The sequence below is a fragment of the Paraburkholderia caribensis genome, assembly GCF_002902945.1.
Lineage (GTDB): Bacteria > Pseudomonadota > Gammaproteobacteria > Burkholderiales > Burkholderiaceae > Paraburkholderia > Paraburkholderia caribensis.
This window is the reverse complement of record NZ_CP026101.1, coordinates 2,953,304-2,965,654: the sequence shown is the minus strand read 5'-3', so window position 1 is coordinate 2,965,654 and position 12,351 is coordinate 2,953,304. Positions and strand designations below refer to the sequence as shown.

General features: G+C 63.2%; 9 protein-coding genes. 4 read left to right on the top strand and 5 right to left on the bottom strand.

Annotation, left to right across the window (positions count from 1 at the left end; all coding sequences use genetic code 11):
* Positions 1–164: 164 nt before the first annotated feature.
* Together C2L66_RS13105 and C2L66_RS13100 are read right to left on the bottom strand one after the other, a co-directional pair.
* Positions 165–1,655 carry an MFS transporter gene (locus C2L66_RS13105; RefSeq protein WP_060599720.1) on the bottom strand — a complete coding sequence of 497 codons (1,491 nt, stop codon included), beginning with the start codon at positions 1,653–1,655 and terminating at the stop codon, positions 165–167.
* Positions 1,656–1,802: 147 nt separating this feature from the next.
* Entirely contained in the window at positions 1,803–2,837 is a 1,035-nt protein-coding gene (locus C2L66_RS13100) for a GlxA family transcriptional regulator (protein WP_224100345.1), read from the bottom strand.
* Between the two features lie 218 nt (positions 2,838–3,055).
* Here C2L66_RS13100 and galU point away from each other — a divergent pair, with 218 nt between their 5' ends.
* The gene (galU, locus tag C2L66_RS13095; RefSeq protein ID WP_051454163.1) at positions 3,056–3,988 is read left to right on the top strand and encodes a UTP--glucose-1-phosphate uridylyltransferase GalU; all 933 of its coding nucleotides are present in this window, start codon (positions 3,056–3,058) and stop codon (positions 3,986–3,988) included.
* Positions 3,989–4,080: 92 nt separating this feature from the next.
* Here the strand turns inward: galU and C2L66_RS13090 are convergent, their stop codons facing one another.
* The 3 genes from C2L66_RS13090 to C2L66_RS13085 form a co-directional block, all read right to left on the bottom strand.
* Positions 4,081–4,554 carry a GDP-mannose mannosyl hydrolase gene (locus tag C2L66_RS13090; protein WP_036002891.1) on the bottom strand — a complete coding sequence of 158 codons (474 nt, stop codon included), beginning with the start codon at positions 4,552–4,554 and terminating at the stop codon, positions 4,081–4,083.
* Positions 4,555–4,674: 120 nt separating this feature from the next.
* A complete protein-coding gene (locus C2L66_RS41235) occupies positions 4,675–4,815 on the bottom strand; it encodes a hypothetical protein (RefSeq protein WP_167352341.1) in 141 nt (46 codons plus the stop codon).
* Positions 4,816–5,042: 227 nt separating this feature from the next.
* Positions 5,043–7,220: a glycoside hydrolase family protein gene (locus tag C2L66_RS13085; RefSeq protein ID WP_060599721.1), complete on the bottom strand. Its 2,178-nt coding sequence runs from the start codon at positions 7,218–7,220 to the stop codon at positions 5,043–5,045.
* Between the two features lie 965 nt (positions 7,221–8,185).
* Here C2L66_RS13085 and C2L66_RS13080 point away from each other — a divergent pair.
* The 3 genes from C2L66_RS13080 (at position 8,186) to C2L66_RS13070 (ending at position 12,336) form a co-directional block, all read left to right on the top strand.
* On the top strand, positions 8,186–9,190 hold the full coding sequence (locus tag C2L66_RS13080) for a GlxA family transcriptional regulator (protein WP_054928878.1): 1,005 nt from the start codon (positions 8,186–8,188) through the stop codon (positions 9,188–9,190).
* A 75-nt stretch (positions 9,191–9,265) separates the two neighbouring features.
* Positions 9,266–10,870: a mannose-1-phosphate guanylyltransferase/mannose-6-phosphate isomerase gene (locus C2L66_RS13075; protein WP_054928877.1), complete on the top strand. Its 1,605-nt coding sequence runs from the start codon at positions 9,266–9,268 to the stop codon at positions 10,868–10,870.
* 80 nt (positions 10,871–10,950) lie between these two features.
* Positions 10,951–12,336: an undecaprenyl-phosphate glucose phosphotransferase gene (locus tag C2L66_RS13070; RefSeq protein WP_054928876.1), complete on the top strand. Its 1,386-nt coding sequence runs from the start codon at positions 10,951–10,953 to the stop codon at positions 12,334–12,336.
* Positions 12,337–12,351 lie beyond the last annotated feature (15 nt).

Below are 12,351 nucleotides of genomic sequence, written 5' to 3'. Positions count from 1 at the left end.
TATCTGGACTCCAGAACAAGGCGTTGGCGACGCACGACACGCGATGCGTTTTCTCAACGTTTGCGCCGCCAAACGTAAAAAAAGGTCTCCGGTTGCCCGGAGACCCTTAGTGGTTTGACGACGACAGCGAATCTCCCGCTGTCCCGCCCGGCGTCGGAAGCGCGCTACTGCCCGAGCGACGCGGCCGGCGCGAAGTCTTCCGCGTCGACGTCGTAGCCCGACGGCTCCCAACGAATTGCGAGCAACGCAATCAGGCCGCACAGCGGCGCGACGGCGATGATCCAGAACACGCGCGTATGCAGCGCGGCGGCGAGCACGGGGAACAGGAACAGCGAGACGGTCGAGCTCGCGCGCATCAGCGTCTGATTGAAGCCGACGCCGACGCCGCGCAGCGAAGTCGGATAGCTCAGCGAAGCGAACGTCATGCTGTGCGAGCCCGGACCGAACCCCTGGCCGAACAGGAACAGCGCGAGCATCGCGATCGCGGTGGCAACCTGCGCGCTGCCCGCCGGTTTGCCGACGACGGCCAGACCGACCAGCGCGACCAGCTGGCACGCATAGCCGAGCACCGTCATGTTCCATGCGCCGAACTTCGGCACCGTGCGCACCGCGATGATGCCGCCGACGAACGCGAACGCGAGATTGAGCACGAGCGACGCGAGGATCGTGGTGAGCATCGACTGCGCGAGGAAGCTCGAGATGATCACCGGCAAGCCGAACGCGACCGCGTTATACGCGAACGACGACGCGATCGCGATGACCGTCGCGAGCACCGTGCGCTTCAGATAGACGCCTTTGAGCAGCGTGCCGTAGTTTCTCCACGACGCCGTGCGCACATGGCTCTGTTTCGCGTTGGCCGCGGCGTCTTGCGCGACTTCCGCATCGATGCCGTACGAGCGCTTGAGAATCTGCGCGGCGCCGTTCAGGTCGCCCTGATTCGCTGCCCACACGGGCGACTCGCTGATATAGCGGCTGCGGATCAGGATGATGACAATGGCGGGCGCGGCGCCAAAGCCGAGAATCAGACGCCATAGCAGCGGCTGATGGCTCTCCGGCAAGGTCGCATAGAACGCCAGCACGAGCAGATACGACACGCTGATGGCGGCATACCAGACGGGGCACCACATCGCGACGCGCGAGGCCTTGTTGCCTTTGCCTTGCAGCCGCGAGAACTCGGCGAGAAACGCCATAGCAACGGGCAGGTCGATACCGACGCCGAGGCCCATCACGAAACGCGCACCGCCGAGCACCCATGCGTTCGGCGCGAACGCGCAGGCGAGCGCGGCGATCACGAAGAAGAACATGTCGGCCATGAACACGCGATAGCGGCCGATGCGGTCGGTCAGAAAGCCGCCGAGAAACGCGCCGACGATCGCGCCGAACGTGATCGCCGAAGCGACGAAGCCGGTGCCGGCAGGCGTCAGCGAGAATTCGCGCGCGACGTCCTTGAGGCCGAAGGCGAGGGCGCCGAGATCGTAGGCATCGAGAAACACGCCGCCGAGCGCGATCGCGACGACGATGCGCGCGTCGCTGCCAATGGCGGCGCCCTGGTTGACGAGTGCCGAGACATCGGCGGCGGAACGGATGACAGGCTTGTTGTGCGCGCGGGAAGATGCTTGCGCGACGCCTGTTTCGGGCGCGAGAACGGTGGACATGCGGCTGGGCGCAAAACGCGCAAAAGGGCGAATCCTAAGGGCGCCTGGCCGCTGCCACCAACGTTATTTTTGTTATTAGCTCATGCCCGCGTTGATGCGCAACGCATCGTCCCAAATACGGGAATGGTGACCGGCGCGCGGCCGGGATCAGCTCTTCGACACGCTGTGCCGATGTGCCGCGCGATAGTCGGTCGGAGAAATGGACAGGCGCTTGCGGAAGATCTTCGCGAGTCCGTCGCCGCTGCGCACGCCGCAGCGCCGTGCGATCCCGTCGATCGACATGTCGGTCTCCGTCAGCAGCAGGCAGCTCGCGTCGAGCCGCGCGCGCAGCAGGTATTCCGACGGCGTGAGCCCCACCTGCGCCTTGAAGCGCCGCAGGAAATTGCGCTCGCTCATCTTCGCGACTTCGGCGGCTTCCGCCACGGAGATGTGACGCGTGTAGTTCTCGCGGATCCAGTGCGCGGCCGTCGTGATCTTGCGGGTGATGCCCTTTTTTTCGTCGTCGTCGAGAATCGCATCGAGGCGCCGCGACGTGCCCGACAGCGCGCGCTCGGACACGAGGCGTGCGATCGGCGTGCCGTGATCGCGTTTGATGACCGTGAGCGCCGCCGCGATCGAACGCACGGGCGCGTCGACGTCGATCGAGGCGCCGGGTTCGATGTGCCATTGCGTGTCGTTCACGACGGGGGCGGCGGGTTGGCCGGAGTCGTCGGTTGGGCCCGACATGCTGCGCCAGCCGCGCCGCTCGAAAGCGAGATCGGCGGCCGCCAGCACGCCGAGGCCTTCGTCGAGCGCCTTGACGACGCGGATTTTCGGCGCGATCGCGCGGAGGCGCCGGATGAGACGCTCGTTCGCCTTCGCGCGCGACGCGCCCGGGCCGCCGACGATGAACAGCGTATCGAAGCCGTTCAGCAGCGGTCCATTGAGGCTCTCCGTCCACACGCGCAGCGAACAGCTGCTGACGACGCTGCCGCCCATTTCGGACAGCATGACGATCGAATAGGAGGGTTCGATGCTGGCACCCTCGGGGCCGGATTGATCGGCCTGTGCTTCGTTGGCGAGTCGGAATGCGTCAGCGAGCAGACACACGTCGCTCAGCGGAAATCGTTCAAAAACGAGAATGCCGATACGTTTGACCATGTGCCCGACATTGACGACTGCGCTCGACGAGGTTGAATCCATCCATCGACTCACCGCGTGCTCATATCGCATCGTCTGTCTCCAGTGCCGAGGACGGCGAAAGAATGAAGGTCTGCGTGCCTTGGGTCCATCATAGGCCCAGGTTTTTAAGCACTGGCGGTTTGAGTCGGAAAATACCGAGAAGTTGGCAGATCGGCTCGATATTCGCGGAATACGCTGGCGTATCGATGCTTATCAAACCACTCAAAAGAGGCGCGAGCATGCTTAGCATACGCAAGGCGGTGTTTCCCGTGGCCGGACTCGGCACCCGATTCCTCCCCGCGACGAAGGCGAGCCCGAAAGAAATGCTGCCCGTCGTCGACAAACCGCTGATCCAGTACGCGGTCGAAGAGGCGATCGCGGCGGGCATCACCGAGATGATCTTTGTCACGGGGCGCAGCAAGCGCGCAATCGAAGACCATTTCGACAAGTCCTACGAGGTCGAGTGCGAACTGCTCGCGCGCGGCAAGCTCGCTTTGCTGGAACTGGTGCAGAACATCAAGCCGAGCCACGTCGAATGCTGCTATGTGCGCCAGCCGGAGCCGCTCGGGCTCGGCCACGCGGTGCTGTGCGCGGAAAAACTGGTCGGCGACGAGCCGTTCGCCGTAATGCTCGCCGACGACCTGCTCGACGGCGAGCCGCCCGTTCTGTCGCAGATGGTGAGCCTGTTCAATCACTATCACTGCTCGATTGTCGGTGTCGAGGAGATCGGCAAGCAGGAATCGCGCTCGTATGGCGTGATCGACGGCAAGCGCTGGGACGATCGGCTCTTCAAGATGTCGGGCATCGTCGAAAAGCCCGCGCCGGAGGACGCGCCGTCGAATCTCGGCGTCGTGGGCCGCTACGTGCTGATGCCCGCGATCTTCGATCACCTGCGCCGCCAGCGAGCCGGTGCGGGCGGCGAGATCCAGCTCACGGATGCCATCCAGTCGCTGCTCGGCTCGGAACAGGCGCTCGCGTACCAGTACCACGGCAAGCGCTTCGACTGCGGCAGCAAGCTCGGCTACCTGAAGGCGACGGTCGAGTTCGCGTTGCGCCATCCCGAGGTGAAAGATGCGTTCGATGCCTATTTGCGCGGCCGTATGCAAGGCGAACCCGGCGCGAACGGCGAGGGCGCGCAGGAAGAGCTGGCCGAACTGTTGAGCCGGGTCTGATTCCGGCGCGCGCAAGCGGCGTGGCGGCGCGAACTACCGCGCCGCTTTCATGGTGAAAAGACATGGCCCGCCGGCGAACGTTGCCGGCGGACTCAGCGGAAATACGCCTTGGTGTTTTCGTGCACGTCGTCGCGCGCGAGCAGCGCTTCGGGCGTGAGCCAGATATAGCGGCTGTGCTGGTCGAAGCGCCCGACAGACGCCGTGTTCTCGAGCGTCAGGAAGTACGCGATCACGACGTAGTGCGTCGTGATCTTCTCCGCGCCCGCGAAGTTGTCTTTATAAAGGTGTTCGAACAGACCGCCGAAACGCGCGGCCGCGCGCTCCATGCCGGAGATGCCGAGTTCCGCGTCGACGATGCGCGTGAACGCCGCGTCGAGCCTTTCGTTCTTGCAGATGCGCCCGCCCGGCACGAACCAGGTGCCGAGCGCGGGGCGATTGCGCCGATGCCCGACGAGCACTCGCCCCGCGTAGTCGGACACGATCAGGTCGATCGACACGAGCGGTGTCATCTTGACGACCTGGAGAAAATCGCCTGCTTCGAGATAATCGGCACACGTGGCGGCCATGTCTCTCTCTCGTCATGTAGTCTTGTTTAATGGATGCAGCGAAACGGCATGCAGCACGATGCCGCGTCACACGCTTCGCACGTGTGACGGGCGGCCGGCGTGCTCGGCCGGCTTGCCTGTCTATTGATCGTGATCGCTGGCGAACAGCCGCGACGCGGTACCGAACAGAAGGGCGATGGCAACGGCGACGCCCACGCTAAGCAGCAGCCAGGACGCCAGCATTGCGACCACCATCACCATGATCCAGCCCAAACCGGTCATTCCACCGCTCCGTCGTCATGGCCTCGATGGTTTGCGCTACGTGACGCGCGCATTTCGCGCGGCTTGCAGCATTGCACAGAGTCTAGACGCAGCAATAAAACGCGGTTCTGTCGTCTGACGCCTAAATGCCGTCTTGTATGGCCAAAGTGAAATGGGGCGCGTGGGCGTGGGTTATGCGCCGTTTTGTGCACGCTTTCGTCACGGCGCGATCAAGGCGATGACGATGGTCATGGCGCGACATAACCCGCAGGCGTCGTGACGTTGGCCTTCATCACCGCCGCATTCGACGACACCACATACACGGGCGTCTCCGTCAGCGCGAGCGACACGTAACCATCTTCGTACGGCACGCTCGCCGGATTGCCCATCATGTCGAACACCGTGACCTTGCCCGTCGTGCCCGGTGCATCGACCTGAAGACGCCACGCAACGCCCGCCGTCGGATCGAAGTGAGTCGACTTGTTCCACCTGGCGTTGTCGTGCGTCCAGGCGGCCGTGACGATCTTGCCGTTGTTCAGGCGCTGAAATGCGTACGCGTAGACGCCTGCGGGCGTGCGCTTGACGGGCCCGAGCGTAGCCGTGCCGTCGATCAGCCGCGTCATCGCGACAATCGCGGAGGCGGCCGGCTTCGGGCTGACCGTGCTCGGACCGAAGGCGCCCTTCGGATGTTCGAGGTCGAAGAACACGCCGTAGCCCGGCGTCGCAGCGGGCGAGTCGTTCGAATAGAAGATGTAGGTCATGTCGGCGCCTTCGCCGAGCAGGATCAGATGCGTGCGCGCGACGACGGCGCCTTGCGCGTACAGCACATCGTTGGGCGGATAGCGCGGGCCGTACTCTTCGCCGACGTCGTAGCTGATCCCCGTCTCCGTTGCGAACAGCTTCGCACCTGGCTTGTACTGTTCCGTCATCACGCGTCGCAGGGCGCGCATCGCGTTCGGCAGCGCGTACTGCGCCTGTTGCGGATTGCTGTCGTTCATCAGGCGCTCGGGCGGATGCGACGGGCTGTTGCCGCCCGGATCGTAGTAGCCGTGAATGGCGATTCCGTCGAGATACCTGGGCAGACCGAGCGGCGCGAGACGCTTGAGCCATTCGATATTGCCAACCACCGATCCAAACGTGGGGCCCATCACGACAGCGTTCGGGTCGGTCGCATGAATGCCTTCATGCACGGACTTATATAGTTGGACGAAATTCGCATCGGTGTCGCGCCAGGGTAGGCCGCCTGCCAGATCGGGCTCCCATGTCACCTGATAGTAGTTGCTCGATTGGGTCGGAAAGACCGTGCTGCGCACGCGGCTCGATTCAGTACCGACGCGCTGCATGTATTCGCGCAGCGCGTCCGTCGACTTCGGCAGATAGCTATGCGTCTGCTTGCCCGTGGGACTTGCCCAACCAGGAAAGCCATCGAGCTGGATCAGCCGCAGCAGGTCGCCTTTGCGGAAGAACGGCGCGAGTTGTCGCGTGGCGGGATTGAAGGTGTCCGCGCGATCCGGTTCTTCCTTGTACCAGTTGCGGTTGTCGTTGACCCAGGTGAGGCCCAGCCGCGTATACAGCGGACGATAGCCGTCGCCGTCGCAGCAGCGCTGGCCCGGTCCGACGAACGCGCCGCCCTGGCCGCCGAAGCGATGCAGGTCCGCGTGCGCGTAATGCACGGGCGGCACGCTCGCCGACACATCGGGCAGCACGCCGAAGGTCGCGATGCCGAGCGGGCGCGTGCCGCGCGCCGCCAATTGCCCATGCGCCTTCTCCAGCGATGCCGACACTGCGAAGTATCCCGCTAGCGAAGACTCGCAATTCAAGGTCACCTGACGCGCGCCTTGCGCGACGCCATACGTACCGCTTGCCTGCACGGTGCCCCATGCGTCGCGGACTTTCCACGCGAGCTTGTCGTCGCGCGGCGCGCGTGTCGTGATGACAATCTGGAACGAACGGTCGAGCGGAAAGAGGCGCGTGCCGTCGCTTCCCGGCGTGTCCGCGTCGATGAGATCGCCCTGTGCGTTCGCCGCCGCCACGTCGGACGATTTGTTACAACGGAGTCCTTGAGAATCGTTCGCACGAGGCGGCGCTTTCATCGGCCATCCGTTGTCGTCGGACGTGTCGTTGGTGGATGCAGTTTTGGCTTTGGCGGAAGCGGAAGGGCTGGCTGCATCTGGTGCGCCCGCGATCCAGCATTGCTTGAGCTCGCCAGGCGCGGGGTCGCCGAATACTCCGTTGTCGCAAGGCGTGCCGTTCGTCAGCGACTTGACCGTATTGTGCGACTCGCTGCCGTAACGGACGTCGCGCGTGCCGCTGAAACTGCACCTGCCGCGCTCGTCCGCGCAATGTGTCCAGTTAGCAGGAGCCTGCTCGTTATCGGCCGATGCATTGTCACAGCCGCTCGCTATCGCAACGGATACGAGTAGCATGGCCGCTCGCAAGCTGAACGAAGCATTGCGTGAAAGATGCGGTGGAAAATCCAATGCGCATCTCTTACCGATACTGTTATCGCCATCAGTCATTCTTCCCCCAAACGGTATTGATGACCGGTTACGCGCATATCGAGCGACCCAGATTACACCGGTGAGTTAGCAGGAATTGGACGTTTCCTAGTGCATGGGCGCAACTTCACTGGCGGATCGATGCGAATGTTGCGTCGTCGCGACGCTTGTTCGTGGCGAGATTCGACTAATGCAGCAAAGTCACGCCGCATAAGGGCCGCAACGCCGGAAGGCGGTGTGCGCGTGTCCGAATGAACCTGAATGGCTCGCCAAAACCGCGGTTTGACTGCACCTGGTTAGCGCCATTGCGCCTCGCACTGGGGCCCAATGTTTCGCGTTTGAAACATTAATTGATTTATTTATGGCGCCACTCAAAAAGGAATAGAAGAAATTATTTGGCGTGGCATTTCCGTTCTTATAATTCCTAATTCGTGCCCTTGTGCGCGCAATTTCATCATATCAATAAGGCCGTCATTTCATATTAGCAAACTGGCAATTGACTGGGAATGAGGATAACCAGGTATGCGTTCGGGTAAGTATTGCGGCAGTTAAATGTAAAACCGAAAAAATTGCTGTTTTATTGGTATGAAGAAAATGTAATTGCAACAATTTGTAAGGCTTTGTGTCAAGCCTGGCGGTGCTTTCGGGCGTAGGCGGGGTTCGTCGTATGAAATGGCGAATTAGCAGTGGAATACGGGCCCGTAATAATCGGTTTATCTGATTGTTAAATGCGGGCTGAAAGCCGGTTAGCATCCAACGGACCGAATACGCCAATACATCGTCAGTTTCAGTCAGTAGCTGCCGGGATTGTTTTTTTAATGCGTATGATGCACTGCACATCGCATGCATTTATCTAGTTCTTTCCACGCCGGAATGGTCAAGGGGGAAGAGTCATGGCGTATGCAAGTCTGGAATCTCCAATGGTTGGCTGGGTGCGAGCGCCTGAGCGCAGCGCGCACTATGCAGCCGCTACACGCCACATTGCAATTCTGCTTTTCGACGGCTGTTCTCTTCTTGGCGCAGGCATCGTCGCGGAAGTTTTTCACGCTGCTAACGAACTGTCTTCATCCGCCAGTCACAGCTGGACGTATGACGTGAGTTTCCTCTCGGCTGCAGGCGGAAACATTACCTGCTCGTCGTCGATTCGCGTCTGGACGGATGGACTCGACGCACGTCATTACATGGGCTTCGATGCATTGTTCGTCGCGGGCGGCAAGGGTGCGCGTACCGCGGCCCGCGACGAAAGGCTCATTGCCTGGCTGCGGCGCGTGCATGCGAACACCAGCACCGTGCGTCCAATCGGCGAAGGACGCTCGTTGCTCGAAGCGGCGTGCATCAACGGCATTCAGCAGCAGCGCGACTTCGGCAGCTACAACGTGCGCGAAGAACGCGATGAACGTAACGGCAGCGAAGCGAACGATCGTCTCGAGTCGATGAAGAGCGCGCTGATGCTGATCAAGCGCGATCTGGGCATCGACGTCGCGCGCAACGTCGCCGAACGCCTGATGCCCGACGCCGGCGACAGCCTGATGTCGCTGTTGGGCGACAGCACGGGCAAGAGTCCCGCGGACAAGGTGCGCGCCGCGGCGCGCTGGTTACAGGAGAATTGTCAGCGCTCGATTTCGATCGCGGACGCGGCCCAGGTGGCCGCGATGAGCGAACGCAATTTCCTGCGTCGCTTCAAGATGGAAGTGGGCGTCACGCCGTCCGACTACCTGTTGCACGCACGGCTCGCGATTACCTGCAGCCTGTTGACCGATTCCGAACTGCCTGTCGACAAGATCGCGCGGCGCACGGGAATGGGCAACGGCGATCGCCTCGCCAAGATCTTCCGCAAGCGGATGAAAGTCTCGCCGACGGAATACCGGATGAAGACCCGGCGCGAGGCCGGCATCTAGCCACCGGCCAAGATCCGAAGTGTGTTCCAGGTCCTCACGCCAGGCGTTAAGTGGCAGATATTAAGGAATCCAAATATGTTGATCGACCAGAACAATCCGACCAATGCGGCGACAACCGCCGGCGCGCTGCCAGCGTGCACGCAGATCGTGCCGGTGATCCTGGCGGGCGGATCGGGCACGCGCCTGTGGCCGATGTCGCGTGAAAACTTTCCGAAGCAGCTGATCGGAGTCGTCGGTTCGGAGTCGCTGTTGCAGGACACCGTGCATCGGATGGAAGGCTTCCCGGCTGGCTGGACCGTATCGAATTCGCCCATCGTCGTGTGCGGCGAGGAGCATCGCTTCGTGATCGCCGAGCAGCTGACGTGCAACGCCTGCACGCCGCGTCTCGTGGTCGAGCCCGCGCGGCGCGACACGGCCCCGGCGCTCACGCTGGCGGCAGCGCTCGCCTGCGCGAACGGCGACGATGCGATTCTCGTCGTGATGCCGTCCGATCATGCGATCGCCGATGTGCCCGCATTGCAGCGCGCGCTGGAAGTTGCCGCGCGCCATGCGCAGCGCGGCTCGATCGCGACGCTCGGCGTGCCGCCGCGCGCGCCGGAAACTGGCTTTGGTTATATCCGCGTCGGCCGGAAGCTGGATGACGAGGCGCGCGAGATCGACGGCTTCGTCGAAAAGCCCGCCGCCGAACTCGCGAAGCAATACCTGGCGCAAGGCACGTACTGGTGGAACAGCGGCATCTTCATCGTGCGCGCGAGCGTGTGGCTCGCGACGCTGCAATCGTTGCAGCCCGACATGCACGCGGCGTGTCTCGCGTCGTTCGTACAAGGGCACACGGACGGCACCACGTTCCGCCCGGCGGCGGACGCGTTCACGCGCTCGCCCGCCGATTCGATCGACTACGCGGTGATGGAGCGCCTGAATGCGACGGTGGGCTGGACCTCGGCGGGCGTGGTCGTGCCGCTCGACGCGGGCTGGTCCGATCTCGGTTCGTGGGACGCCGTATGGGCCGCGCAGCCGAAGGACGAGAACGGCAACGTCGGGCGCGGCCGCGTGATGTTCGAAGGCGCCGTATCGAGCTATGCGCACTCGGACGGACGGCTCGTCGCGTGTGTCGGCACGACCAATGTGGTGGTCGTCGAAACGGCGGACGCCGTGCTCGTCGCCGACCGTTCGCGCGTGCAGGACGTGAAGGGGCTGGTCGCGCGCATCAAGGCGCAGAAAGCGCCCGAGGCCGACGCGCATCGCAAGGTGCGCCGCCCGTGGGGCTTCTACGACTCGATCGATCACGGCGACCGCTTCCAGGTGAAGCGCATCGTCGTGACGCCGGGCGCGAAGCTGTCGCTGCAACTGCACCACCACCGCGCCGAACACTGGATCGTCGTGCGCGGCACGGCGCTCGTCACGCGCGGCGACGAGCAGTTCCTGCTGAGCGAAAACGAATCGACCTACATTCCGCTCGGCGTGCGCCACAGGCTGGAGAACCCGGGCAAGGTGCCGCTCGAAATCATCGAGGTGCAGTCGGGCTCGTATCTCGGCGAAGACGACATCGTGCGCTTCGACGACACGTACGGCCGCTGCGAACAGGCGCAAGACCAGAAGCCGTTGCAGGGCGCAGGGCCGCTTCAGGTCCAGAACCAGAGTCAGGGCACGGGGCAGGGCCCGACTCACGCCGCCAGTTAGGCGCGCGGCGGCGTGATGGGCAACACCCCACGCAACACCCGGAGAGCAGGTAACGAACGACGAATGGCAGGGTGACCGATATGCGGGACTTACAGGACTTTTTCGCGCGGGTTGCGGACGTGGCGCTGATTCTTCTAGGCGCCATCGTCGCATCGCAGATCCGCTTCGACGAATTTTCACAGCGCGGCTTCTACGACGCGTTCGTTCTCTTTTCCGCGGCTTTTGCGCTGGCAATGTTCCCGGCGTTCGGCGTCTACGTGTCCTGGCGCGGCCGCTCGAAGCTCGCACTGGCCGGGCAGGTGGCACTCGCGTGGCTCGTCGTGCAAGGCTGCGCGCTCGCGCTGATGTATTCGCTGCACCGGATCGACATCGTGTCGCGCCTCTGGTTCGCGTACTGGACGGCGATGGCGGGCGGCCTGCTGATTGCGTGGCGGCTGATCGCGCATGCCGTGCTGGCCCGTGCGCGGCGCCTCGGCTGGAATCTGCATCAGGTGGCGATCGTCGGCAGCGGCGGCCATTGCGACCAGATCCTGCGTCGCGTCGAATCGCAGCCGGCCACGGGCTTTCGCGCCACGGCCGTCCTGAACACGCACCCCGAAGAATCGCCGCTCACCAACCCGCGCGTGACCTGCTTCGATTCGCAGGCGGCGTTCGCCGACTACGTACGCGCCAACGACGTCCACGAACTATGGCTCGCGCTGTCGCTCACCGACGAGCGCACGATCTTTCGCCTCGTCACCGAGTTTCGCAACGACCTCGTGAACATCCGCTTCATGCCGGACGTGCGCAGCCTCGCGCTGTTCGACACCAGTAGCGTGATCGAGCTGCTCGGCGTGCCCGCGATCAACCTCGTCGCGTCGCCGCTGTCGTCGCGCGCGCTGTTCAAGAAGGACCTGTTCGACCGCGTGTTCGCCGCGGCCGCCATCATCGGACTCGCGCCGCTGCTGATCGCGATTGCGATTGCCGTGAAGGTGTCGTCGCCCGGCCCGGTGTTCTTCCGGCAGAAGCGCAAGGGCGCCGACGGCCGCGTCTTCAAGATCTACAAGTTCCGCTCGATGCGCGTGCACACCGAGGAAGCCGGCAAGGTCAGCCAGGCGACCAAGGGCGATCCGCGCATCACCCGGGTCGGTGCGTTCCTGCGCCGCACGAGTCTCGACGAGCTGCCGCAGTTCTTCAACGTGCTGCGCGGCGACATGTCCGTGGTCGGGCCACGCCCGCACGCACTCGAACACGACGATCTGTATCAGAAGGTCGTGGCCGGCTACATCCATCGTTACCGGATCAAGCCGGGTATCACAGGCTGGGCGCAAATCAACGGCTTTCGCGGCGAAACCGATCGCATCGAAAAGATGGAGCGGCGGGTCGCGCATGACCTGTATTACCTGGGGCATTGGACGTTCTGGCTCGATATGCGGATTATCGGCGCCACGATCGTCAAAGGCTTCATTCATACCAACGCGTATTGAGACGGGGAGCAAGCC